Source organism: Pseudoxanthomonas spadix BD-a59 (assembly GCF_000233915.3).
Taxonomy (GTDB): Bacteria; Pseudomonadota; Gammaproteobacteria; order Xanthomonadales; family Xanthomonadaceae; genus Pseudoxanthomonas_A; species Pseudoxanthomonas_A spadix.
Map to the genome: position 1 here is coordinate 3,064,555 of NC_016147.2, position 22,221 is coordinate 3,086,775.

At 69.1% G+C, this 22,221-nt stretch carries 24 protein-coding genes; 9 read left to right on the forward strand and 15 right to left on the reverse strand.

From position 1 onward, the window contains the following. Nucleotides 1–80 precede the first annotated feature (80 nt). Complete coding sequence (locus tag DSC_RS13820) at nucleotides 81–2,588, reverse strand: ABC transporter permease (RefSeq protein WP_014161816.1); 2,508 nt, start codon at nucleotides 2,586–2,588, stop codon at nucleotides 81–83. Continuing rightward, nucleotides 2,585–3,310 (reverse strand): ABC transporter ATP-binding protein, encoded by a 726-nt coding sequence (locus DSC_RS13825; protein ID WP_014161817.1) that lies wholly within the window; start codon nucleotides 3,308–3,310, stop codon nucleotides 2,585–2,587. The genes DSC_RS13820 and DSC_RS13825 overlap by 4 nt, the downstream gene beginning before the upstream one ends. Nucleotides 3,311–3,344: 34 nt before the next feature. Here DSC_RS13825 and DSC_RS13830 point away from each other — a divergent pair, with 34 nt between their 5' ends. Further along, nucleotides 3,345–4,013, forward strand: coding sequence for an arylesterase (locus DSC_RS13830; RefSeq protein WP_014161818.1), 669 nt, complete (start codon nucleotides 3,345–3,347; stop codon nucleotides 4,011–4,013). Between the two features lie 141 nt (nucleotides 4,014–4,154). Next, nucleotides 4,155–4,415 (forward strand): hypothetical protein, encoded by a 261-nt coding sequence (locus tag DSC_RS13835; RefSeq protein WP_043291420.1) that lies wholly within the window; start codon nucleotides 4,155–4,157, stop codon nucleotides 4,413–4,415. 19 nt (nucleotides 4,416–4,434) lie between these two features. On the opposite strand, the gene DSC_RS13840 is transcribed toward DSC_RS13835, so the two are convergent. Next, nucleotides 4,435–4,722 (reverse strand): DUF3247 family protein, encoded by a 288-nt coding sequence (locus tag DSC_RS13840; RefSeq protein WP_014161820.1) that lies wholly within the window; start codon nucleotides 4,720–4,722, stop codon nucleotides 4,435–4,437. Nucleotides 4,723–4,932: 210 nt separating this feature from the next. On the opposite strand from DSC_RS13840, the gene DSC_RS13845 reads away from it, so the two are divergent. Next, nucleotides 4,933–5,145 carry a hypothetical protein gene (locus DSC_RS13845; protein ID WP_014161821.1) on the forward strand — a complete coding sequence of 71 codons (213 nt, stop codon included), beginning with the start codon at nucleotides 4,933–4,935 and terminating at the stop codon, nucleotides 5,143–5,145. 14 nt (nucleotides 5,146–5,159) lie between these two features. Here the strand turns inward: DSC_RS13845 and DSC_RS13850 are convergent, their stop codons facing one another. The 4 genes from DSC_RS13850 to DSC_RS13865 all read right to left on the reverse strand — a co-directional run bounded on the left by DSC_RS13850 (nucleotide 5,160) and on the right by DSC_RS13865 (nucleotide 9,957). Beyond that, nucleotides 5,160–5,843: a DsbA family oxidoreductase gene (locus DSC_RS13850; RefSeq protein ID WP_043291423.1), complete on the reverse strand. Its 684-nt coding sequence runs from the start codon at nucleotides 5,841–5,843 to the stop codon at nucleotides 5,160–5,162. Nucleotides 5,844–5,981: 138 nt separating this feature from the next. Beyond that, on the reverse strand, nucleotides 5,982–8,474 hold the full coding sequence (gene ligD / locus DSC_RS13855) for a DNA ligase D (RefSeq protein WP_014161823.1): 2,493 nt from the start codon (nucleotides 8,472–8,474) through the stop codon (nucleotides 5,982–5,984). A gap of 3 nt (nucleotides 8,475–8,477) precedes the next feature. Further along, nucleotides 8,478–9,440, reverse strand: a complete 963-nt coding sequence (gene ku, locus DSC_RS13860) for a non-homologous end joining protein Ku (protein WP_014161824.1) — start codon at nucleotides 9,438–9,440, stop codon at nucleotides 8,478–8,480. Between the two features lie 109 nt (nucleotides 9,441–9,549). Then, a complete protein-coding gene (locus DSC_RS13865; RefSeq protein ID WP_043291426.1) occupies nucleotides 9,550–9,957 on the reverse strand; it encodes a DUF3224 domain-containing protein in 408 nt (135 codons plus the stop codon). A gap of 257 nt (nucleotides 9,958–10,214) precedes the next feature. Here DSC_RS13865 and DSC_RS13870 point away from each other — a divergent pair, with 257 nt between their 5' ends. Further along, nucleotides 10,215–10,781, forward strand: coding sequence for a DUF3016 domain-containing protein (locus DSC_RS13870; protein ID WP_014161826.1), 567 nt, complete (start codon nucleotides 10,215–10,217; stop codon nucleotides 10,779–10,781). Between the two features lie 91 nt (nucleotides 10,782–10,872). Further along, on the forward strand, nucleotides 10,873–11,346 hold the full coding sequence (msrB, locus tag DSC_RS13875; protein WP_014161827.1) for a peptide-methionine (R)-S-oxide reductase MsrB: 474 nt from the start codon (nucleotides 10,873–10,875) through the stop codon (nucleotides 11,344–11,346). 9 nt (nucleotides 11,347–11,355) lie between these two features. Here msrB and DSC_RS13880 read toward each other — a convergent pair whose 3' ends face one another. Beyond that, nucleotides 11,356–11,763, reverse strand: a complete 408-nt coding sequence (locus DSC_RS13880) for an EF-hand domain-containing protein (RefSeq protein ID WP_014161828.1) — start codon at nucleotides 11,761–11,763, stop codon at nucleotides 11,356–11,358. 101 nt (nucleotides 11,764–11,864) lie between these two features. Next, nucleotides 11,865–12,278, reverse strand: a complete 414-nt coding sequence (locus DSC_RS15790) for an EF-hand domain-containing protein (RefSeq protein ID WP_014161829.1) — start codon at nucleotides 12,276–12,278, stop codon at nucleotides 11,865–11,867. 156 nt (nucleotides 12,279–12,434) lie between these two features. Between DSC_RS15790 and DSC_RS13890 the strand changes: the two genes are divergently transcribed. Continuing rightward, entirely contained in the window at nucleotides 12,435–12,719 is a 285-nt protein-coding gene (locus DSC_RS13890) for a DUF4031 domain-containing protein (RefSeq protein ID WP_014161830.1), read from the forward strand. A gap of 13 nt (nucleotides 12,720–12,732) precedes the next feature. Here DSC_RS13890 and DSC_RS13895 read toward each other — a convergent pair whose 3' ends face one another. Further along, nucleotides 12,733–13,263: a DUF6630 family protein gene (locus DSC_RS13895; protein WP_043291430.1), complete on the reverse strand. Its 531-nt coding sequence runs from the start codon at nucleotides 13,261–13,263 to the stop codon at nucleotides 12,733–12,735. Between the two features lie 179 nt (nucleotides 13,264–13,442). Here DSC_RS13895 and DSC_RS13900 point away from each other — a divergent pair, with 179 nt between their 5' ends. Then, nucleotides 13,443–13,691, forward strand: coding sequence for a DUF3297 family protein (locus DSC_RS13900; protein ID WP_014161832.1), 249 nt, complete (start codon nucleotides 13,443–13,445; stop codon nucleotides 13,689–13,691). Nucleotides 13,692–13,744: 53 nt separating this feature from the next. Here DSC_RS13900 and DSC_RS13905 read toward each other — a convergent pair whose 3' ends face one another. Further along, on the reverse strand, nucleotides 13,745–15,385 hold the full coding sequence (locus DSC_RS13905) for a Na+/H+ antiporter (RefSeq protein WP_014161833.1): 1,641 nt from the start codon (nucleotides 15,383–15,385) through the stop codon (nucleotides 13,745–13,747). Between the two features lie 146 nt (nucleotides 15,386–15,531). On the opposite strand from DSC_RS13905, the gene DSC_RS13910 reads away from it, so the two are divergent. Next, entirely contained in the window at nucleotides 15,532–15,840 is a 309-nt protein-coding gene (locus DSC_RS13910; protein ID WP_014161834.1) for a hypothetical protein, read from the forward strand. A gap of 184 nt (nucleotides 15,841–16,024) precedes the next feature. Here the strand turns inward: DSC_RS13910 and DSC_RS13915 are convergent, their stop codons facing one another. The 4 genes from DSC_RS13915 to DSC_RS13930 all read right to left on the reverse strand — a co-directional run bounded on the left by DSC_RS13915 (nucleotide 16,025) and on the right by DSC_RS13930 (nucleotide 21,131). Then, the gene (locus DSC_RS13915; RefSeq protein ID WP_014161835.1) at nucleotides 16,025–19,015 is read right to left on the reverse strand and encodes a bifunctional diguanylate cyclase/phosphodiesterase; all 2,991 of its coding nucleotides are present in this window, start codon (nucleotides 19,013–19,015) and stop codon (nucleotides 16,025–16,027) included. A 187-nt stretch (nucleotides 19,016–19,202) separates the two neighbouring features. Beyond that, nucleotides 19,203–20,141 carry an oxygenase MpaB family protein gene (locus DSC_RS13920; RefSeq protein WP_014161836.1) on the reverse strand — a complete coding sequence of 313 codons (939 nt, stop codon included), beginning with the start codon at nucleotides 20,139–20,141 and terminating at the stop codon, nucleotides 19,203–19,205. A 149-nt stretch (nucleotides 20,142–20,290) separates the two neighbouring features. Next, complete coding sequence (locus DSC_RS13925; protein WP_014161837.1) at nucleotides 20,291–20,584, reverse strand: hypothetical protein; 294 nt, start codon at nucleotides 20,582–20,584, stop codon at nucleotides 20,291–20,293. Between the two features lie 208 nt (nucleotides 20,585–20,792). Beyond that, on the reverse strand, nucleotides 20,793–21,131 hold the full coding sequence (locus tag DSC_RS13930) for a hypothetical protein (protein ID WP_014161838.1): 339 nt from the start codon (nucleotides 21,129–21,131) through the stop codon (nucleotides 20,793–20,795). Nucleotides 21,132–21,507: 376 nt separating this feature from the next. Between DSC_RS13930 and DSC_RS13935 the strand changes: the two genes are divergently transcribed. Then, on the forward strand, nucleotides 21,508–22,089 hold the full coding sequence (locus tag DSC_RS13935) for a hypothetical protein (protein WP_014161839.1): 582 nt from the start codon (nucleotides 21,508–21,510) through the stop codon (nucleotides 22,087–22,089). Nucleotides 22,090–22,221: the final 132 nt, after the last annotated feature.

Below are 22,221 nucleotides of genomic sequence, written 5' to 3' on the forward strand. Positions count from 1 at the left end.
GTCCGGATGGGTGGGTGCGCGGATTGTGTGAACGCTGGGATCACAGGCCGGTGAAGCCTGGGCCGCGCTGACCCGCCGCTTCAGCCCTGCAGTTCGCGCAGGGTCACCGAGGGCGGTGCATCCAGCACCTTGCGGGTGGCGAACAGGCCGGCCACCAATGCCGCCAGCACGCCGGCCGCGCCGCCGACTGCGGCCAGGGTCCAGTTCGGTTCCCATGGCAGGTCGAACACCCTGACCGCGACCACCCCGGACAGGATCGAGGCGGCAATGGCCGCCACCAGGCCCGAGAGCAGGCCGATCGCGGCAAACTCGGAGGCCTGGGCCATGCGCAGCTGGCGCCGGCTGCCGCCGAGCACGCGCATCACCCCGCCTTCCAGCAGGCGCTCGTCCTGGCTGGCGCTGACCGCGGCCATCAGCACCAGCAGGCCGGCGGCCAGCGAAAACCAGAACACCACCTGCACCACCGTGCTGACCTGGTCGGCGGTGCTGCGCACCTGCTTGAGCACCTGGTCGATGTCGATCACCGTCAGGTTCGGAAAGGCCTGCACCAGCTGCGCGGTGAAGCGCGGATGGTCGGCCGGCACGTGGACGGCGGTGATGTGGCTGGCCGGGTAGTCCTTGAGCACGCCGGGCGAGACCAGCACGAAGAAGTTGGGCTTGAAGCTCTCCCAATCCACCTTGCGCAGGCTGGTGATCCTGCCGCTCAGCGTTTGCCCGGCGATGTCGAAGGCGACGATGTCGCCGAGCTTCCAGCCCAGTTGTTCGGCGAAGCCTTCTTCCACTGACAGTTCCGGGCTGGGTGTGGGCTGCGGGCCCCAGAACCTGCCGGCGGTGACCTGGTTGTCTTCGCGCCGGGTGCTGGTGGTGGAGAGGTTGAACTCGCGTTCGGCGAAGCGGCGGGCTTCAGCGTCGGTGTAGTCGGCGCCGCTGACCGGCTTGCCGTTGAGGCTGAGCAGGCGGCCACGCACCATCGGGAACAGGACCGGTGCGTCCAGCCCTTGTCCGGCGATGAACCGGGTCACCGGCTGCACCTGATCGTCCTGCACGTTGATGATGAAGCGGTTGGGCGCATCGGCCTGCAGCGACAGCTGCCAGCGATCCAGCAGGTCGGTGCGCACGAAGGTCAGCAGCAGCAGCGCCATCAGCCCCAGGCCCAGCGCCGAGACCTGCGCCACGCTGGTGCCGGCGCGGCGACTGACATTGGCCAGCCCGTAACGCAGCGCCCCGCGCAGGCGCGAGCGCAGCCTGCGCACGGCCAGGATCAGCAGCCAGGCAAGGCCGGCCAGCACCAGCAGCGTGGCCGCGATGCCACCGAGCATGGCAAAGCCCAGCGCCGGCGAACCGGCCTTCCACCACAACAGCGCGGCCAGGCCGGCAAAGCCGGTCACCGCGACCAGCACGGCGCTAGGTTCGGTCGGGTCCAGGTCGCGGCGCAGCACGCGCAGCGCCGGCACCCGGCGCAGGGCCAGCACCGGCGGCGCACCGAAGGCCAGCAGCACGATCAGGCCCACGCCGTAGCCTTGCGCGATCGGCCCCCAGCCCGCGGGTGGAATGGCGACCTTGAGCACCGAGGCCAGCCACCCGGCCACCCCCCACTGCAGCGCGAAGGCGATCGCCACCCCGACGGTGCAGGCCATCAGGCCCAGCAGGATCAGCTCGCCCACGTGGATGCCCACCAGCTGCCACTGCTGGGCGCCCAGGCAGCGCATCACCGCCACGCCGGACAGGTGGCGTTCGCTGTGCCGGCGCGCGGCCATCGCCACGGCCACCGCGGCCAGGATCACCGAGACCAGTGCGGCCAGGCCGAGGAAACGCCCGGCGCGGTCCAGCGCCGAGCGCACTTCCGGGCGCGCGTCCTGGATGGTCTCCAGGCGCTGGCCGCGCTGCAGCGCCTGGCGCGCGGTGGCGGTGAAGCGCTCGACCGCGCCGGCATCGCCGGCCACCACCAGCCGGTAGCCGATGCGGCTGCCCAGCTGGACCAGGCCGGTGGCCGGCAGGTCGGCGGCGTTGAGGAAGACCTTGGGCGCGACGTCGAAATAATCCAGCGCCGCGTCCGGCTCCTGGGTGACCAGGGCGGCCAGGGTCAGGGTCGCATCGCCGACGCTGACCTTCTCGCCCAGTCGCGCGCCCAGCGTGTCGGCGCCGGCCCGGGTCATCCACAGCGTGCCCGCTGCGGGAATGCCGCTGGCCGGGTGTTCGTCCGGGGTGTTGGCATCGATCACGGTGAAGCTGCCGCGCAGCGGAAACCCCTGGCCCAGCGCGCGCAGCTCGCCCAGGCGCAGCTGCACATCCTCGCCTTGGCCGACCCGGAGCATGGTGTTGAGCTCGATCGTGCCGGTGCTGCGCAGGCCGGGGGCCTTGGCGGCCTGGGCAATGGCGCCTTCGATCGGCGCATCGCTGCGCACCACCACGTCACCGCCGAGCAGACGGTTGGCCTGCAGCGCCAGGGCGCGCTCGGCGCGGTCGGTGACCAGGCCCACCGAGGTCACCGCCACCACCGCCAGCACCAGCGCGGCCAGCAGGATGCGCACTTCGCCGGCGGCCAGATCGCGCCGCAACTGGCGCCAGGCCAGCGCCAGGGTGTTCATGCGCCGGCCACCAACTTGCCGCTGTCCAGGCGCAGCACGCGGGTGCAGCGCCCGGCCAGGGCCTCGTCGTGAGTGACCAGCACCAGGGTGGTGCCGGCCTGGGCGTTGAGGGCGAACAACAGCTCCTCGATGGCCTGGCCGGTGCGCTGGTCCAGGTTGCCGGTCGGCTCGTCGGCAAACAGCAGCGCCGGCCGGGTCACGAACGCACGGGCCAGGGCCACGCGCTGTTGCTCGCCGCCGGAGAGCTGGCGCGGGTAATGGGCCAGGCGCGCGGACAGGCCGACATCGGCCAGGATCTTCTCGGCCGGCGCGCGCGGATCGGCGTCGCCGCGCAGCTCCAGCGGCAGCATCACGTTTTCCAGCGCGGTCAGCGAAGGCAGCAGCTGGAAGTTCTGGAACACGAAGCCGACCTTCTCGCCACGCACCCGCGCCCGGCCGTCTTCGTCCAGCGCCGAGAGTACCTGGCCATCCAGGGTCACCGTGCCGCTGCTGGGCGTGTCCAGCCCGGCCAGCAGCGACAGCAGCGTGCTCTTGCCCGAGCCGGAGGCGCCGACGATGGCCACCGTATCGCCGCGCCCGATCTGGAAGGACACCCCGTCCAGGATGGTCAGGGTGCTGCCCGGCAGGGTGACCTGCTTGCCGAGCGAGGCGACCTGCAGCACCGGTGCGGCCTGGGAGGAAGCGAGGGGCGTGTCAGCGTGCAGCAGGGGAGCGTCGGCCATGATGGGGGAGTTCTTGGATACCGGAAGAAAGAAGATGCAGGCAGGTTATGCGGTCGTGCGCCGCCGCGCGCAATGGTGGCTGGCGCTGGTGGTGATGACATTCATGCAAGCGCTGCTGGCCCAGCCAGCGCCCCGGGCCGCCACCGCGGCGACCACCAAAACCGTGCTGGTGATGGGCGACTCGCTGTCGGCCGGCTACGGGCTGGGCCCGAATGAGGGCTGGGTGCCGCTGACCGCCGCCAGGATCGCCCGCGAAAAACCCGGCTGGAAAGTGGTCAACGCCAGCATCAGCGGCGAGACCAGCGCCGGTGGCGCCTCGCGCATCGGCGCCCAGCTGCAGCGGCTCAAGCCGGCCGTGGTGGTGATCGAACTGGGCGCCAACGATGGCCTGCGCGGCCTGCCGCTGGACCAGACCCGGGCCAACCTGGAGAAGATGATCACCGCCTCGCAGGCCGCCGGCGCCCGGGTGCTGCTGTTGGGCATGCAGATGCCGCCCAACCTGGGCCGGACCTATACCGAGGGCTTTGCCAGCCTCTACAGCGCGCTGGCCCGGCAGTACCACACCGCGTTCGTCCCGTTCTTCCTGCAGCCCATCGCCGGCGACCGGGCCAACTTCCAGGCCGACAACCTGCATCCCACCACCGAAGTGCAGCCGCAGATCCGCGACTTCGTCTGGCCTGCGCTGGCGCCGTTGCTGAAATAACGCGCTCGATCTGCCAACTGCATCAACGAAAGCCCGCGCCTGTCCACGCGGTCTTTCTGTTTGGGCAAGGCCGGCTTCATGCGTGGAGAACAGGGCGGTCACCATGATCAGGCAGGCCTTCCCACACCGGAGATCGACATGTTGCGTGCCCTGTTCGTTGGCGGCGTCGTGGACAACAGCGAGATGGACCTGGATGGCGCGCAGCCGCCGGTCCACTACCCCGAGAACGGCCATACCGGCCGCCCGCGCTACAAGCTGCATCTGGTGGGCCGTCACGACGGCGAGGTGGTCTATGCGGTCTACGGAGCGCCGGACCTGGCCGATGCGGAAGTGGCGCGGGTCGCCGAGGAGCGCGGCTATGCGCGTCGGTTCCAGGCCGAGGCTGTCAGCGCCGAGCCATAGTGGCATCGAGCATCAGGCATCAGAACGAGCCCAGCGGCGTCACCTTGCGAACCTGGTCCAGCCACAGATGATGCTGGTGGCTGGGATCTGCAAGATCGTCCAGGCGCAGGAGCGCATTGACCCCTTCCTGCTCCTGGGCATCGCGGAAGATCTGAACGGTCGGCTGCACCGGCACGGTGCCGCGCAGCTGCCGGCCATCTTCCAGCAGCAGCGCGACCCTGGCCTCGGAGGGAAGCTGGGTGACCAGCGCTTCGAGCTCGGCGATCTTGTTGCGGTCGGTGTGGACGCGCTCGGCGTATTTGCTCATGGGCTCTGCTCTCGGGCGGAAAGTCGGATGGCGCCATGCTCGCGCCCGGCCATGTAACGCCGCGTCGAGGACGGTGCCCGGACAAGGCGGGCCGCCCCGGAACCGGACTTTTCCTACGGCCCGCCGCGGTGTCGCCCGAGCGCTTTGGCTCGCGCACGCAGGCACGCTTGCCTTCGGGGGGGAGGCCCACATCCACGGGGAAACGCGAGCATGCAACGGGTCCTGTTTACCGTGACCGCACACGAGCGCGGCTGGCAACTCTACGAAGGCGAGCATGGCCGGTTCTGGTTCGACGACCGCGCCGAAGCGCTGCACACCGCCGCGGTGATCGCGGCCAACCTGCATATCCAGCATGGCATCCGCAGCGCGGTGATCATGGACATGGCCGGCCGCGAAGCCGTGCTGGTCTCCCGCCACGGCTGAACGCCCCGCTTCGCTCAGGCGGCCAGTCCCGAGAGCTGGCGCAGCGCCTGCTCGAAGGTCTCCACCGGCTGGCCGCCCTGAACCAGGTGTTGCTGGTTGAACACCACCGATGGCACCGCGCTGATCCCGGCCTGGCGCCAGCGCGCCTGATCGCGCCGCACCGCCTCGGCATGGCGGTCGCTGTCCAGCACGGCCCGGGCTTGGGCGCCATCCAGGCCGGCCTGGGCGGCGACCTGCGCCAGGATGGCGTGATCGGACACATCCAGGCCGTGGGTGAAATACGCCTCCAGCAGCGCCAGCTTGAGCCGCAGCTGGCTGCCGGCATCCTGTTCCTCGGCCCAGTGCAGCAGGCGATGGGCGTCGAAGGTATTGAAGCTGCGCGTGCGCTTGTCCAGGTCGAAGGTGAAACCCAGCGCGGCGCCGCGTTCGCGGATGGCCTGGCCGCTGGCCTCGTACTGGGCCGCGCTCATGCCGTACTTGCGCATCAGCCGCTGGCGCAGGTCCTCGCCGCCCGGCGCCAGCTCCGGGTCCAGTTCGAACGGCTGGACATGCAGCTCCAGCTGCAGGCCATCGATGCGCTGGGCCGCCGCCAGCAGCGACTTCAGGCCGATCGCGCACCAGGGGCACACCACGTCGGAAACGAAATCCACCCGCACCGGCTGGCCGGCGCCGTGCACGGCGGGTTCTGGCTGGGGCATGGCGATGTCCTGGAAGAGGTGGGAATGGCCATTGCAGCGCGCACCTCCCATCGACTCAAGCATGCCGCTGGGATGCACCGTGCCGGCGGCGCCTGCCGGTGATCGGCGCCGGGTTGCGGTGCAAGCTGTCTGCCGCGCTCAGGCGTGCGGCAGCGCCTGGCTGAGCGTGGCGATGTCCTTCCACGGGTCGCCCTTGAGGCGCGCGGCGCGCTGCAGGGCCTTGTCCAGGGTGAACTGGTCGGGTGAGTCGACCTTGCCCAGCTCTTCCCAGCGCAGCGGCATGGCCACGGTGGCGTGTTCGCGTGCACGCAGCGACCAGCTGCACACGCTGGTGCTGCCGCGGCCGTTGCGCAGCCAGTCGATGAAGATCTTCTGCTCGCGCTTGGCCTTGCTCATCGTGGCGATATAGCGCTCGGGCTGCTGCTGGGCCATAGCATTGGCGAAGGCCTCGCAGAACTCCTTGACCGTGTCCCAGCTGGGGCCCGGGTCGATCGGCACCACCACGTGCAGGCCCTTGCCGCCGGACAGGCGCACAAAGCTCTCCAGCCCGGTCTTGCGCAGGTTGGCGCGGACCTGCCGCGCGGCATCCTTGACCTGCGGCCAGGACACGCCCGGGCCTGGATCCAGGTCGAACACCAGCCGGTCCGGCTTTTCCGGCGCAGCCACGGTCGAACCCCACGGGTGCAGCTCCAGGGTATTCATCTGCACCAGCGCCAGCACCCCGTCGATGTCCTCGACGTACAGGTAGTCCTCGGTGCCACTTTTTTGCTTCAGCGGCACCGCGTGCACGGCCTTGCCCAGCGACGGCGCGTAGTGCTTCTGGAAGAAGCATTCACCACCGGCGCCGTTCGGGCAGCGCAGCAGCGACAGCGGCCGACCGGCCAGCTCCGGCAGCAGCAGCGGCGCGACACGGCGGTAGTAGTCGGCCACCTGGCCCTTGGTGATCCCGTCCCCGGGGTACACCACCCGCTCGGGATGGGTGATGGTCACCGTGCCGGCGCCATCGCCGGCATCGGCCTGGAGTGCAGCCATGTCCTTGTCCTCACGCAAGCGCTTGAATGCGGCCTGGCGCAGCAGGCCCTCCTTGCCCCAGCCGCGGAAGGCCACTTCGGCCACCAGCTGCGGCTTGACCCAATGCACGCTGCGCGGCTTGAACGGCACATGCGCGGGCAGCTCCACCGGGGCGCGGTCGCTGTGCAGCGGTTGCAGCCGCGCCAGCAGCGACTTGAGCATGGCATCGTCGTAGCCGGTGCCCACCCGCCCGGCGTACACCAGCACCCCCTTGTCCACGCGCGCCATCAGCAGCGATCCAAAGCCGCTGCGCGTGCCCTTGGGTGCGGTGTAGCCGACCACCACGAATTCATCGGTCTGCTCGTGCTTGACCTTGACCCAGGCCTCCGAACGCCCGCCGGCATAGGCCGAATCCACACGCTTGCTGACGATGCCCTCCAGCCCGGCCCTGGCGCTGGTGGCAAAGACCTCCGGGCCATGGCCCAGCACGTGGTCGCTGAAGGCGATCAGGCCGGGCCCATCGCCCAGCAGCGTCTTGAGCAGCGCCTTGCGTTGCCGCAGCGGCGCGCGGCTGATATCCACCCCGGCCACGCCCGGCAGGTCGAACACCAGGTAGCGCAGCTGCGCCTTGGCGGTGCCGTCGATGGTCCGCTGCAGCGCCGAGAAATCACTGCGGCCCTGAGCATCGACCACCACCAGCTCACCATCCAGGCGCGCATCGCGCACCGGCAGCGCGCGCACCGCGGCGACCACTTCCGGGAACATGGCGTTCCAGTCCAGGCCGTTGCGCGAGCGCAGCCTGACCTCGCCTTGGACCAGGTCGGCCAGCAGCCGATAGCCGTCCCACTTGATCTCGTGCAGCCAGTCATCGCCGGCCGGCGCGAGCGCGCGCAGCTTGCACAGCTGCGGCGGGTAGCCGGGCGGATACGGCGTGTCGCGGGCCCCGTCCAGTTCCAGCGCGCGGCGCTTCCAGGCTGCCTCGCTGTTGCCACGCTTGCGCGGCATGGCCGGCGCCCTGGCTGGCGTCCCGGGTGCGGCCTGTTCGCTGGTCGTGGCCCTGCTGCGCGCAGGCTTCGAACGCGCCGTGGCGGCGGCCGAAGCGGCCGGCGCAGCGACCAGATCGTCTGCTTCCTGGTCGGCGGCGAATTCGTCGTCACGCTTGATCAGCAGCCACTGGCGCTGCTTGCCGCGCAGGTTGGTGCGCACCAGCTTCCAGGCACCGCCGAGCTTCTCGCCGAACAGGATGAAATCCAGCTTGCCGGCGGCGATGGCTTCCAGCGGGTCGCCTTCGCAGGTCCAGTGGCCGTGGTCGAACACCTGCACGTGACCGGCGCCGTAGTGGCCCTGCGGGATGTCGCCTTCAAAACTGGCGTAGTCCAGCGGGTGGTCTTCCACTTCCACCGCCAGGCGTTTTTCGCCAGGGCGCAAGGACGGGCCCTTGGGCACGGCCCAGCTCTTGAGCACGCCATCGGCTTCCAGGCGGAAGTCGTAATGGCGCGAGGAGGCGTGGTGCAACTGCACCACGAAGATCGGGCGACGAGCGTCACGGCCGGCCTGTCCGCCGCGCGGCTCGGGGGTCTGGTCGAAGCGGCGCTTGCGCTCGTATTCGTGCAGCGACACGGTTCACCCTGCCTTGCGCAGCGCAGGCTTCCTGGCGGGCTTGCTGCCGGCGCGCTTCTTGGCCGCGGCTTTCTTGGCTGGCGCCTTGCTCGCGGCCTTCTTGGCCGCCTTCCTGGCGGGCGCCTTCTTGACCACCGCGCTGGTCGCGGTCTTCTTGGCCGGGGTGCGCCTGTTCTCGCCCAGGGATTTCTGCAGCAGCGACATGAAGTCCACCACGTTGGTGGCATCGCCCTGGCGCGCGTGGCCTGGCTCGTCCACCGTGGCGGTGGCGCCGGTGTCCTTGATCCGCCGGGTGATGATCTCCTGCAGGCGCTGGCGAAACTCGTCGTGGTATTCCTCCGGCTGCCAGGTCCCGCTCATGGACTGGATCAGCTTGCGCGCCATCTCCATCTCCCGGGGCGTGACCCGGTAATCGCCGGCGTTGCCGGCCGGCAGCTTGTAGTCGTCCGGTGCCACCAACTCCTGCGGATAGCGCAGCAGCATCAGCACCAGCGCATCGCCCTGCGGCATCACCGCGCACAAGTACTGGCGGGTGCGGATCACCACCCGGGCGATGCCGACCCGGCCGGTGTCGCGCAGGGTCTCGCGCAGCAGCACATAGCCCTTCTCGGCCTTTTTGCCGGGCACCAGGATGTAGGGTTTCTCGTAGTAGCGCACGTCGATCTCGGAGGCATCGACGAAGGTCTCCACCTCCACCGACTCATGGCTGTCCGGGGCGGCCGACTTGATGTCCGCTTCGTCGACCACGACGTAGTTGCCCTTGTCGTACTCGAAGGCCTTGACGATGTCCTTCCACGGCACTTCCTCGCCGGTCTCGGCATTGACCCGCTCAAAGCGGATCGGCGAATTGTCGCGCGAGTCGAGCATGCGAAAGTGCAGGTCCACCTTGCGCTCGCCGGGCATCAGCGACACCGGCACATTGAGCAGGCCGAAGGTCAGGGTTCCGGTCCAGATCGGGCGGGCCATGGCAGGTCCCTTGGCACGTGCCGCGCGGGATGCGCCGCTTGAGGCCCAAAGTGTGCGAAGCCACGGCGTTGACGGGCCGTGACGGGCGCAAGGCGCGTCGGGCGCGCGCTTACGGCGCGGCGGGCAGCGTGTAATCCAGGTCGTAGAAGTGCTTGCCGCCTTCGATGCGGATCTTCAGGCTGCCGGCAATGCCGGCCAATGCACCGGTGCCCGATTCGGGCGAGATCAACACCTCCAGCTGCTGGGTATCGCCGTGCATCACCCCGCGATGGACCAGCACGAAAGTGCCGGCCTTGCCGTCCAGCGCGCCGGTCACCCGCTCGATCGCCACATACGCCGCCGAGCTCGGCACGGACGAACGCGCCGCCAGCATTTCGCCACTGCCGGTGCCCACCAGGTCGCCGCTGAAGGTCTTGTCCAGCGACATGCGCCCCAGGCTGTTGCCATCGCTGCCGGCCGGGCCGACCTCGCCCTGGGGCTGAATTTTTACTTCGAACGTGCCGGTGGCGTGGTGCATGGAGGATTCCTTGGGTGCGGCGCCTGCCTGTGCCGCCAGGCCCAGGCAGGCAATCATCGACAGGACACGACCAAGGCCGTGGGGAAGAGGACGCATCGAAGACGTGTTTGCTTGCACAGATGACACCGCATCCTAGCGCAGACCGGCCGCTTCCCGGCCCGTGGCTATGGCGCTGAAACGCCGCAGCGGCGGGCAGTGGGCGTTCACCGGGGCCGGCGTAGCATCGGCGCCATCCTCCTCAACGACGGGGAACCGCCATGAAGTTCACCACTTTCGCCCTGGCCGCCATCGTGGCGCTGGCCACGCTGCCGGCCATGGCCGCCGCCACCCGCGTCACCGATCCCGACCTGCCACGCGAGCTGCCGGCGCAGGGGCCGGTCTCGGTGTCCTGGGCCGACCCGGCCCAGTTCACCGACATCCGCTACAGCCCCAACAAGTGGGAAGCCGCGCGCGGCACCTGGGTCCGTGACCTGGCCGAGTACCTGCGCAAGGAAGCCAGCAAGGCCCTCCAGCCGGGCCAGACCCTGGACGTGCACATCACCGACATCCAGCGCGCCGGCGAGTACGAGCCCTGGCACGGGCCCTCGGCCGACCACATCCGGGTCATGAAGGACATCTACCCGCCGCGGCTGACCTTCGACTTCACCCTGCGCGATGCCGACGGCCGGGTCATAGACCAGGGCCAGCGCAAGCTGACCGACCTGGGCTACCTGGTGGGCGCCCGGCCGATGGAGCACGATCCGTTGCGCTACGAGAAGAGAATGATCAACCAGTGGATCCACCGCGAGTTCAGCGACAAGCGCGAACTCAGCGCCCATCCGTAATGCCTGCATCCGGGGCACGCCCGGACCGTTGAACCCGGCCTGACGCGCCCCGATCCTTTGTGCATCCCAACTGACCTGCCAGGACGCCGCCATGAGCCAGTTCGACCTTACGCCCCCCGATGCCAGCCAGCGCGCCGCACTGATCGCTGGCCTCAGTGCCGAGGAGCGCCACGTGCTGCTGCAGCACGGCACCGAGGCGCCGTTCTGCGGGGCGTTCCTGGACAACAAGCTGGAGGGCGTCTACACCTGCCGCCTGTGCGGGCTGCCGCTGTTCGCCTCCAGCGCCAAGTTCGAGTCCGGCACCGGCTGGCCGAGCTTCTTCAAGCCGATCGATCCGGCCCACATCAGGACCGTCCGCGACACCAGCTACGGCATGGTCCGCACCGAGATCACCTGCGCCCGCTGCGGCAGCCATCTGGGCCACGTGTTCCCTGACGGCCCGCCGCCGACCTACGAGCGCCACTGCCTGAATTCGGTGTCGCTGGCCTTCACCGAAGCCGGCCAGGCCCTGCCCGACCCGCTGCACCGAGGCGGCGCCGAGGCACAGCTGGCCCAGGCCGCTTAACCATCGCGCTCAGCGCGCCTGGAAATCCTGCCGGGTCAGGCGGCCGTCGCCGTCCTTGTCGTAAGTCTCGATCGACTGGTCGGCGAAGGCGACGTATTCGCCTTCGCTGATCAGGTTGTCATGGTTGAGGTCCATCGCTGCCATGCGCGTGCGCGCCAGCCCGTCGGCGCCAGCGCCGCCGGTATTGGGGTCCAGTGAGGCGCGCATCTCGTACAGTGTGATCCAGCCGTCCCTGTCGCTATCCAGTGGCGCGAATGCGGCACGCGCGCCGGCCTGGTACTCGTTCAGGTCGATGATCCCGTCGCCATTGCCATCCAGCTTGCCGAACTGGTCCAGCCAGCCTGTCTGCGCCGCAGCGGTGGCCGTGCCCAGCACCAGCAGCAAGGCCGGCACGGCACGGCGGCGTGAGAAAGGCATATCCGGGAAACCTGCCGCTCGAAGCGGGAAAGGGACCGCCATGATGGACCACCACCGGCCTGCATGCCGCCGCTGCAAAAGCGCCCTGGCGCGGCCGATGCTCAGCTGGCTGCCGGGCCTGGCGCCTGCCGCATCTCCGCTTCGGTCACAACGCCGTCGTGGTTGGCATCGGCGCGCGCAAACCGCGCCTGGGCCATGGCCCGATGTTCGTCGGCATCGACTTGTCCGTCGCCGTTGTCGTCCATCGTGGCAATGGCCTGGCGCACCTGCCCAGGGCTGGCCGGCTCGTCCATCGCCTGACGTGCCAGGCGCATCTCATCGACGCTGACGCTGCCGTCCAGGTCGGCGTCGAGCTGCTTGAACATGGCCTGCGCGGCAGCCGCATGCTCGCGCGGGTCGAGGCGACCATCGTGGTTGGCGTCCATGCCCTGAAAACGGTCATGCAGCGCATCGGCTTGGGCGACGATCGGGCACAGCAGGCCCAGGGCGATGGCCAGGCAACGAAGCACGTTCATGGGAGATCTCCCGCGGCGCAGAAGCCGCTTGTCATCCCACCATGGCCAGCTGCCGGTTACCCAACCGTCAAGGGTTCGAACGAAGCATGTAAAGGCCTGCGCGCGGCGTCGGGCATGGGCGATACTTCACCTTGGGTGTGCAGTGGAGCGACGGCGATGGCCGTGTACGTTGACGATGCGGTGATGCCCTGGCGCGGCCGGCGCTGGGCCCACCTGATGGCCGATACGCTGGATGAACTGCACGCCTTCGCCGCCCGCCTGGGGCTGCCGCGGCACGCCTTCCAGGACAAGCTCAGCGGCGCGCACTACGACATCGATACGCAGCGTCGTGAACGGGCCATCCTCCTGGGCGCAGTGGCGATCTCGCGCCATCGCGACCGCCTGCGGGTGCGCGCGGTGATCGCCGTGGCCAAGGCCCAGGGCCGCGGCCTGGCGCCCTGACACCGCAGTGGTCTCAGCCGGCCTCGCTGGCCGGGCGCAGTTCGAATTGCAGGACCTGGGCCAGTGCGCGCATGCCATCGTCGTCGCGGCGCAGCGCCATCCAGCCGCCATAACCTTCCGAATCGGCATTCCAGCACCACAGGGTGTAGCCATGCTCGCGCAGCCGGTGGTGGGCCAGCGACAGCAGGCTGGGCACGTCGTGGTCATCCATGAATCCCTCGTCGTCGCGGTCCCCGCCCCAGTCGATGGTCAGGCCGAAGCGCGCTGCCAGTTCATCGATGGCCTCGGTCAGCCCTTGGGTGTCGTCGGGCGCGACGAAGAATCCGGCGGTCCAGTCCACGATGTCGCGCAGCAGCCACGGCAGCGGCGCGTCGGCGCCGCCGGCCAGGCGCTCGCGCAACAGCTCGAACTGGCGCAGCGCGCTGTCCTCATCGCCCGGATTGATCAGCAGCAGCAGGTTCCAGGCCAGGACCTCGGGGGCTTGGGTTTCTTCAGGATCGAACGGGTCGAAGTCGTCTTCGTAATCAGCGGTGTTGTCGGGCAGGGACATGGCAAGGACACGCGGGCGCAGCAGCACGAGCGCCAAGCATGGCCCGCACCGACGCGCTTGCAAAGCCGCCGAGCCGGGCCCGGTTCAGCCCGATTGCGTCGCGGCCGCCGGATGCATCGCGGGCAGACGCCGCTTATCCTGTGCGCCCTCGATTTTCCGGCAGGTCCGTCACCATGCGCGATACCCCTCCCGACCGCCTGGCCGTCGATCCCGGCAGCCGCTTCCATGACCAGGCCGCGCTGGAGCGCGGGGTGGGCGTGCGCTTCAACGGCACCGAGCGCGACAACGTGGAGGAATACAGCGTGTCCGAAGGCTGGATCCGGGTCCAGGTCGGCAAGTCGCTGGACCGTCGCGGCCAGCCGATGACGATGAAGATCAAGGGCCGCGTCGAGCCGTACTTCAAGACCGCACCTGCGGCCTGAGGCAGGGCGGCGGCGCGCACACGCCAGCGTTGTGCGCCGCGCGCGGGCAAGGCTCAGCGCTGGCGCGTTTCCAGCAGATCCAGGTTGCGCACCAGCTTGCGCGAGACCTCCTCGGAGATCTTGTGCTCGCGCGCCAGGCGGAACAGTTCGGCGCGTTCGGCACGCAGGCCGGCCAGGCGCATCTGACGCTCGATCTGTTCGATCCGGCGCGCCCGCTCGGGCGCGATGTCGGCCTCGCCGCCCAGGCGGTCCACATGGCGCTGGTACAGCTGGCTGACCCGCTCGGCGCAAGCGGTGAGCAGTTCGCCATCCTCGACCAGATCTGCGCTTGCCGCCAGCCGCTGGCGCTCGGCTTCCACCGCCGCCAGCGCAGCGTGCGCGGCGGATTTTCGGGCCAGGTCTTCCTGGTGCTGCCGATCCGATTCCTCGGGCACCTGCAGGTTCCTGAGCAGGCGCGGCAACGCGATGGCCGCCACCAGCAGCAAGACCATGATCACCGCCGCGGCCAGGAAGATCGCCAGGTCGCGCGCAGGGAACGGCGTGCCATCGGACAGCGCCAGCGGCAAGGTCAGCACGCCAGCCAGGGTGATCGCGCCGCGCACGCCCGCCAACGAGGTGGCCACGATGATCCGCCAGTGGGGGCTTGCCCGCTGCTGGCCGCGCACGCGCGCGGCCAGGATGCTCCAGCGCAGCGACAGCCACACCCAGATCAAACGCAGCAGCATCAGGCCGATGCTGATCGCCGCCACATACACGGCCAGCCACCATGGGTCCAGGTGGCCGGATTCGACGCTGCGCATCGCGTTGCGCACGATGCCGGGCAGCTGCTCGCCGAGCAGGGTGAAGACGATGCCATTGAGGGTGAACTGGACCATGTCCCACACCGCCGTGCGCTGGATGCGCACGCTGGCCGCGGCCCGGCCGGACAGCTCGAAGTAGCTCATGGTGATGCCGGCCGCGACCGCGGCCAGGATCCCGGAGGCGTGCACGCCTTCGGCCAGCAGGTAGGCCGCGAACGGGATCAGCAGGCTGACCAGGATCGGCGAACCGCCTTCTTCGCCGAAGTGGCGCGCGATCCAGCGCTGCACGATGTTGACCGCATAGGTCACGCCGACCCCGCAGGCCACGCCGGCCAGGGCCAGCCACAGGAAGGTCACCGAGGCATTGGCGATGGAGAAGGTCCCGGTCAGTGCCGCAGCCACGGCGAACTGGAAGCAGACCAGGCCCGAGGCGTCGTTGAGCAGGGATTCGCCTTCCAGGATATGCATCAGGCGCCTGGGGATGGGCGCGCGCGAGGCGATCGAGGACACCGCCATCGGGTCGGTGGGCGAGAGGATCGCCGCCAGCGCGAAGGCCACCGGCAGCGGTACGGCCGGGATCATCCAGTGAATCAGAAAGCCCGCGCCGAACACGGTGAACATCACCAGGCCCAGCGCCAGTTCCAGGATCACGCCCTTGTCGCGGAACAGACCCTGCTTGGGGATGCGCCAGCCGTCCAAGAACAGCAGCGGCGGCAGAAACAGCAGGAAGAACAGCTTCGGGTCCAGTGCCACGCCGCGGTTGAAGCTGGAGATGACCGCGCCCAGGCCGATCTGCACCAGCGGCAGCGGCAACGAGAAGGGCAGGACGCGAACCAGGAAGCCACTGGCGGCCACCGCGAGCAGCATGGCCAGGACGATTTCGATCGAATGCATTCCATGAAACCTAGCAGACCGGCGCGTCGCTGCGGGCGGAAGATCAGGACCTGACCGGTCCGGCGCGCACGGCGTGCTTGACGGCTGCTTCACCCGATCGGCTTCTAGAGTGGGCGCCACAGGGACGAAGATGCAGGGAATCACGCATGAATGCCATCACGCCGACGTCGCAGACCGCCCAGGCGCGTGCCATCGTGGTGGACATCAACCACGAGCTGCGCTGGTGGCGCGAGCACTACGCCCAGTACCCGGTCGGCCGGCCGAGCTATGGCCAGGCCGAACCCACGTTGAAGTTCGCCTACGACACCTACCTGCTGCACCCGCACGCGCACCTGGATGCGCTGTGGCCGGACATCCGCCGCCGCTACGCGCAGCTGCCCCTGCACCAACAACTGGACTGGGCCCGCGCCGGACAGGTCATCGGTGAGGTGTGGCGCCGCATCCTCACCGGCTGAGGGCGCCCCCGGGGCGACACGCTCCACCGCGGATCGATGCGCGCCGGCCTGCAGCCGTCGGTCGCCAGGACCCGGAAGCTGCAGCAGGACATCAGATGGCCGCATCGATCCGCCCGCGCAAACCCGGGCCCAGGACGCCGCGCAACCGGATCGGCAACGCCGTTGCAAAGGTGCATGCGCGGTGTCAGTGCGAGGCCACGCCTCGCACGCGCAGCAAGGCCGATTCCAGCGGCTGCGGGCGGCCCAGCAGGAAGCCCTGCACCTGATCGCAACCATGGCGGCGCAGCCATTCCAGCTCCTCCGGCCGCTCCACGCCCTCGGCGATCATCACCAGTCCCAGGCTGTGGCCCAGCATCAGCAGCGCGCTGCAGATGCTGGCGTTGCGCTCGTCGCGGTCGACGTCGCATATGAAGGCACGATCGAGCTTGATCGAACTCAGCGGCAGGTGGCGCAGGTAGGACATCGACGAAAAGCCGGTGCCGAAATCGTCCAGCGAGATGCACACGCCTGCTTCGCGCAGGCGCTGCATCGCGGCCATGCCCTGCTCGGGGCGGTTCATCACCACGCTTTCGGTCAACTCCATGTGCAGCGCATGTGGGGCGATGCCGGCCTGCAGACAGGCCGCTTCCAGTTCGCCTGGCAGGTCGCCCTGCAGCATCTGGATCGCCGAAACGTTCACCGCCACCGGCAGGTCCTGGCAGCCCTGGCGCTGCAGCCACGCCTGCGCCTGCGCAGCGCGGCGCAGGATCCAGTTGCCCAGCGGCACGATCAGGCCGGTGTCCTCGCACAGCGGGATGAAGTCGCCGGGCGGGATGTAGGTGCCGTCTCGCTGCGGCCAGCGCACCAACGCCTCCAATGCGGCCACGCTGCCGTCGGCCAGGCGCAGGATGGGCTGGAAGTGCAGCTCGAATTCGTCTTGCTCGATCGCCGCACGCAGGCGCGCGGCCATGCGCAGGCGCTCACTGTAGCGGCGCGCCAGGGCGCCGTCGTAGCGCGAGATCTCGAAAGCCGCCGTTTCCAGCGCGTGGGCGGCCAGGGCGGCGTTGTCGATGATGCGCTCGGCGCGCTGGCCACTGCCATCGTCCTGGGCCAGGCCGAAGCGCGCGTCCAGGCGCTGCATCGCGCCATCGCCCTGGCCGATCGGCTCGCGCACCGCTTCGATCGCTGCCTCCAGCGCGGCGCTGGAGCGCTGCGGATGCAGGATGGCCAGGACGAAGTCCTCGTCGGGCTGGTGCGCGGCCAGGCCGAAGTCGTCGGCCCACTGCTGCAGGCGCGCGGCCAGCGTGCGCAGCACGTCGTCGGCGGTCTCCCGTCCCAGCGAATCGCGGATCGGCTGCAGCCCGCGCAGCTGCAGGTACACGACCTGGTAGCCCGGATGCTGGCCCTGGTCCAGGCGATCGCTCAGGGTCTGCACGTTGATCAGGCCGGTGGTCTGGTCGTGGCGCGCGCGATAGGCCAGTTCCTTCTCGTACTCCAGGCGCTCGGAGACGTCCTCGGCCAGCACCAGCCTGGCGTCGCGGCCGCCGAAACGAATCTCGCTGCCATACACGCGCACCTGCAGGGTCGAGCCATCCTTGCGCCGGTGCTGGGACACGTGCGCGGCGTCGAAACCGGCTGCCGGGTCTTCCACCAGGCCACTGGCGTCGGGCAAGCCGCCCGGGCAGAGGTCACCCAGCTCCATGGTCAGCAATTCCTCGCGGCTGAAGCCGTACTGCACGGTGGCGGCACGGTTGACCTCAAGGAAGCGCAGGCTGTGCGCGTCATGCACCCAGAACGGCAACGGGTTGCGGTCGAAGATCAGGCGAAACTGGCGTTCGGCATCGCTCACCCGCGACATGGCTTCCATGCGCTCGCTGATGTCCACCAGGGTGCCGGTCATGCGCTGGCGTCCGGCCTGGTCCTGGACCACGCCGCCGCGTCCGACCACCCAGCGCTCGGTGCCATCGTCGGCCACCAGGCGGAACTCGCTGGAGAACGCGCTGTGACTTCGCCAGGCACTGGCAAAACGGCGCGCCAGCATCCTGCGGTCGTGGGGGTGCACGTGGCGGCCGAACAGCCGCAGCGAGGAACTGTGCGCCTGGCCCAGGCCGAACATGGCGCTGATGTCCCCACCCCAGACCAGTTCGCGGGTGTGCTGCTCCATTGCCCAGGCACCGACCTTGCCGGTGTACTGGGCCAGGCGCAGGTGTTCGGTATTGCGCTGCAGCTGTTCCAGGATGTCGCGCTGAGCACGGTCGACACGGCCGACGGCACGCAGCATCACCAGCAGCAGCGCCCAGTAGAGCAGGTAGAGCATCACTGCGATGGCCACGAACCGGTACCACGGCAGCAGGACCTGGCGGGTCGACAGGCCCGCCCAGGCCTGGAGCGGATAGTGGACCAGCGCATGGCCGGCCACCACTCGGCGCAGGCCATCGACCTGGCTGGCGTGCTGGGCAACTTCCGGCCGCTGGCGCAGTTCCTGCGGCGAAGGCACGGCCACCTGGCGGCCGACCAGTTCGGGCCTGGCAGTCCCGTCCAGGCTGCGCGCCAGCAGGATGTTGCCGGGGCCAATGACGCTAACCACCCCATCGCGCCCGCTGTCCAGGCCAGCGGTCATGGACTGCAGCTCATCGGTAAGGAGACGGGCCAGGATCCAGCGCTGCCCGGCGCCACGGCCGGCGGGCATGGCCAGGGCCAGCGGCAGCACCCAGCGGCCGTCGGCCAGGGCGTACGCGGGCCCGAACTGCAGGCGCGTGTCCGGTCCGTGCGGGGCCCGCCCGATCCAGTCGCCGAAGCCCGGCTCGCCCGGCCCATCGGTCAGTGCCACGCCGTTGGCGGCGACCAGCACGATGCTGTGGATTTCACGATGGCGCGAGACGACCCCGGCGATGGATTCGGAAATCAGCGCCGATGCCTGCTCAGGCACGGTCTCCAGCAGCTGCTGCGCATCGCCGGCAATGCCGTGCATGGCGCGTTCGATGTTGCGCAGTTCGAGGTTGATCACCCGCCCCACGCCGGCCGCCAGCGCCTGGCTCTGGCGCTCGGCAGCGTCCAGGCGGTGGCGACGGTCGCTGACCACCCAGTAGCCCAGGCCGATGGCCAGGGCCAGGGCCAGCAACAGGCCAAAGCCCAGCACCGTGCGGGCCTGCACGACCGGCTGGAGGGGGTGATGGCGTGAATCGGGTCGTTCCATGCAGGCGTGCGCTTGGTCGGGTTTCCTGCTTCCCCCCCTTTGCAAGGAAGCCCAGAAGCCGTGGTGTCCCCGCTGCCCTGCGAGACACCTCGGCCTGCGGGGGAGCATACGCCGATGCAGGCCGGTGCTGGCCACCTCCGGCAGACCGGGCGCAGCGGCGGCGTGACTGGATTACCTGCGCTGCCGGTCAACCCGGTGCGGTGAACGCCGAGGGCACTTCCGCCTGCGTTGGCCATCGATGCAGCTGCTCCAGCGGAACCGGGATCCGCGCACACGCCCGGGCGCAGACGCCATCGGTCAACGCCATGCGGAACAGCGGCGCCATCGTGCGCAGCGCGGCCGATGACACCGCCGCCCGGGCGCGATCGGCACGGCCCAGGGCCAGCAGCGGCGGCGCCCAGTCCGGCAGCAACGCGGCCGCCGCGCCCAGGAACAGGTCGCGCGAAAGCCCGGCCAGCGGCACCGGCAGCCGGATCCGGGCCAGCACCGCCATCACCTCGCGCGAGCGCGCGTCGAAGCGCAGCTGTGGCTGCATCGCCTCGAAATAAGCCTGCACCTGGGCCTGCGAAGCGGGCACCTGGCGCGCACCCAGTGCCTGGGCCACCCGTCGTCCTTCATCGTAGTAGCGGTCTGCCAGCGCTTCGGGCACGGCCTGGCAGTAGTGCCGGTAACCCTGAAGGAAGCCGTGCGCCTCGGTCACGTGGACCCAGGTCAGCAGGTCCGGATCATCGGCCGCGTAGGCCAGTCCGTCGGCGGTGGTGCCGCGCACCTGGTGATGGATGCGACGCACCCGTTCGATCAGGTGCCGGGCCTGGTCGGTTGCTGCATACGTGGTGCCGGCGACGAAGGCCGTGGTCCGGCGCAGACGGCCGACCAGGTCGTGGCGGAAGTTGGAATGGTCATAGACCCCCGCCAGCACCCGCGGGTGCAGCGCCTGCAGCATCAGCGAGGACAGCCCGCCGGCCAGCATTCCCGGGAAATCGGCATGGATGCGCCAGGTGACGCTGTCCGGACCAAACAGGCCGGCATCGCCGGCCGGCTGGTCGTAGTCGACCCCGGACTGGCCGCGCGGAAAGGCGTCCAGAACCCAGCGGCGGATCGGCGATGTGGCGCAGCGGGCAAGCATGCGGCTCAGGGGCATGGCGCATCGTAACGGGACAGGACACGCCTCGTGCAGCCCCTGTCGCCTCTGCGCGCCGGGGGAGCGCCTGGCCGCCGCACGACGACCAGAGGCGTCCAGGCGCCCTTGGCGGTCCAGCCGACCCAGCGCGGGCGTCAGCCCTTGATGCGCTGCCAGACCTCGGCATAGACCGCGCGGGCCTCTTCCAGGCTCAGCCCGCGTGAGCGAACCGCCTGGGAATTGGCATACAGCGCCGAACCGGTGTCTTCGTCGGTGTGGGGATGGTTGAGATACACATCGTAGGCGCTGGACAGCGCCGGCCAGTACAACTCGAAGGAACGATGCTGCGAGGCACGCGGCATGCGCGCGTAGTGCTGTCGCCAGTATTCGCGCTCGCGTTCGATGTCGATGAGGGTGGCGCGGGCGTTCTCTTCGGTCTGATACGTCATTCGCGTCTCCAAGTTTCGGGGAGTGGGGGTCTTGCCCCACCCGCATAGGCTTGCAGCGCGCTTGTTCCAAAAAGGTCAATCAGCCCGTGGATTTTCGGTTAAAGCAGCCCGCGCCCGCGACGGGCGTCACGTTTTCTCCGATAACCTGCGCGACTCGTGGCACACGACGCCTGGCTTCACCTCGGTCCGGGCGCCGTCCGCACGGGCTTCAGGCTTGGACGATGTGCGGATATTCCAGGCGGGTGGTGGCGCGGTGGATACGATCCATCACCCGGCTGAAGATGCGCCCGGCCAGAGTGGACTCCACGGCCTGGGCAACGACTTCCGGCGCGTTGGCATACATCACCGCACCCACATCGCGCCCCACGTTGGGATGACGCAAGTAGATGTCGTAGGCACACGCCAGCAGCGGCCAGCACGCGTCGAATCCAAGGCCCGCCTGGCGGCAGGGCAACTCGGTGTAATGGTTCTTCCAGAAACTGCGTTCGCGATCGATGCTGACGATGATGCAGGCAGTGTCCTGACGCCGTTCGGAGTGAGCATTCATGAGGGAGCTTCCGTGGGGGGATGGAAACAGCTTCGACTTTCGTGGCAGGCGGCTTAGAACGGCGTGAAGGACGCTGCACCGCAGCATTCCCTCCCCTAGCAGTCTGTCGGACTTTGGTCGGCCGGGCTGCGAATCCGCCTGTGCGGTCCATCTTTCCGTCGCTTCTTGGCCCATAGCACCACTATGGGCCGGCGAACCGTCGAAAATCTGACCTCGCACAGCCGAATTCTCGCCTCGACCACCAAAGCCCGACAGGCTGCTAGCCGATTTTCGACTTTCGTCTCACGGCAACTTCGCGCGCGTCAGGCTTATGCTGGCCTTCAGGCAGTCGCCCACTGATCGGCAACGCGAATACTGTCAACCCGAGGACATGCACATGAGCCAACTCTTCAAGGGCCTGAACCTGCTGATTGCGGACAACGAGCTACACCGCAAGCCGCTGGAACAGCAGGCTGCCTATTGGCTGAGCAAGAGCGACCGCGGCATCGAGCACGAGATCCACCTGCTGGACATCGCCAAGGGCCAGTGGCTGGCCGGCTCGGTGATGGTCTGGCTGCTGGCTTCGCTCACGGCGCTGGCGATCATTGCCGACAACCTGTGGGAACACAGTTACAACCCCAGCTTCCCCAAGATCATCTTGGTGCTGCTGATCTGGGTGGGCATGTTGTTCGTGCTGTGGCTGATCGCGCAGGTGTTCGACCAGAAGGCCGGCCTGTCGCGCTGGGTCACCGCCTTTGCCAGCCGCGAACCGATCGGCGGCGAGCACGATTCGCTCGAACAGCTGCAAGAAGCGCTGGAACTGGCCCGCGCCTATCCGGAAGTGCTGGAGTACAAGCAGCGCGTGGTCGCCCGCCGTCCGTTGCGCCACGAGGACATCCGCATCATGCGCCAGATGGGACGCCAGCGACGCCATGCCGAACTGGCACGCGAGCTGACCATGCTGGGCAACGCCGGCTGACGCCGGGCTGCGCCGCCGGCTTGGCAACCACCCCGGGCCAGCCTGGCACGGTGCATTGAGCCGGTCCAGTCAATGAGGTGACGGCACACTGGGGCGGTGGCGCACGCGCCTGCAACCTGGCGCATGCCACGA

Excerpts from the sequence above, each read along its gene's own strand:
- DSC_RS13820 (WP_014161816.1), bottom strand. The coding sequence starts at position 2,588 with ATGAACACCCTGGCGCTGGCCTGGCGCCAGTTGCGGCGCGATCTGGCC.
- DSC_RS13825 (WP_014161817.1), bottom strand. The coding sequence starts at position 3,310 with ATGGCCGACGCTCCCCTGCTGCACGCTGACACGCCCCTCGCTTCCTCC.
- DSC_RS13830 (WP_014161818.1), top strand. The coding sequence starts at position 3,345 with ATGCAGGCAGGTTATGCGGTCGTGCGCCGCCGCGCGCAATGGTGGCTG.
- DSC_RS13840 (WP_014161820.1), bottom strand. The coding sequence starts at position 4,722 with ATGAGCAAATACGCCGAGCGCGTCCACACCGACCGCAACAAGATCGCC.
- DSC_RS13845 (WP_014161821.1), top strand. The coding sequence starts at position 4,933 with ATGCAACGGGTCCTGTTTACCGTGACCGCACACGAGCGCGGCTGGCAA.
- DSC_RS13850 (WP_043291423.1), bottom strand. The coding sequence starts at position 5,843 with ATGCCCCAGCCAGAACCCGCCGTGCACGGCGCCGGCCAGCCGGTGCGG.
- ku (WP_014161824.1), bottom strand. The coding sequence starts at position 9,440 with ATGGCCCGCCCGATCTGGACCGGAACCCTGACCTTCGGCCTGCTCAAT.
- DSC_RS13865 (WP_043291426.1), bottom strand. The coding sequence starts at position 9,957 with ATGCACCACGCCACCGGCACGTTCGAAGTAAAAATTCAGCCCCAGGGC.
- DSC_RS13870 (WP_014161826.1), top strand. The coding sequence starts at position 10,215 with ATGAAGTTCACCACTTTCGCCCTGGCCGCCATCGTGGCGCTGGCCACG.
- msrB (WP_014161827.1), top strand. The coding sequence starts at position 10,873 with ATGAGCCAGTTCGACCTTACGCCCCCCGATGCCAGCCAGCGCGCCGCA.
- DSC_RS13880 (WP_014161828.1), bottom strand. The coding sequence starts at position 11,763 with ATGCCTTTCTCACGCCGCCGTGCCGTGCCGGCCTTGCTGCTGGTGCTG.
- DSC_RS15790 (WP_014161829.1), bottom strand. The coding sequence starts at position 12,278 with ATGAACGTGCTTCGTTGCCTGGCCATCGCCCTGGGCCTGCTGTGCCCG.
- DSC_RS13890 (WP_014161830.1), top strand. The coding sequence starts at position 12,435 with ATGGCCGTGTACGTTGACGATGCGGTGATGCCCTGGCGCGGCCGGCGC.
- DSC_RS13900 (WP_014161832.1), top strand. The coding sequence starts at position 13,443 with ATGCGCGATACCCCTCCCGACCGCCTGGCCGTCGATCCCGGCAGCCGC.
- DSC_RS13905 (WP_014161833.1), bottom strand. The coding sequence starts at position 15,385 with ATGCATTCGATCGAAATCGTCCTGGCCATGCTGCTCGCGGTGGCCGCC.
- DSC_RS13910 (WP_014161834.1), top strand. The coding sequence starts at position 15,532 with ATGAATGCCATCACGCCGACGTCGCAGACCGCCCAGGCGCGTGCCATC.
- DSC_RS13915 (WP_014161835.1), bottom strand. The coding sequence starts at position 19,015 with ATGGAACGACCCGATTCACGCCATCACCCCCTCCAGCCGGTCGTGCAG.
- DSC_RS13920 (WP_014161836.1), bottom strand. The coding sequence starts at position 20,141 with ATGCTTGCCCGCTGCGCCACATCGCCGATCCGCCGCTGGGTTCTGGAC.
- DSC_RS13925 (WP_014161837.1), bottom strand. The coding sequence starts at position 20,584 with ATGACGTATCAGACCGAAGAGAACGCCCGCGCCACCCTCATCGACATC.
- DSC_RS13930 (WP_014161838.1), bottom strand. The coding sequence starts at position 21,131 with ATGAATGCTCACTCCGAACGGCGTCAGGACACTGCCTGCATCATCGTC.
- DSC_RS13935 (WP_014161839.1), top strand. The coding sequence starts at position 21,508 with ATGAGCCAACTCTTCAAGGGCCTGAACCTGCTGATTGCGGACAACGAG.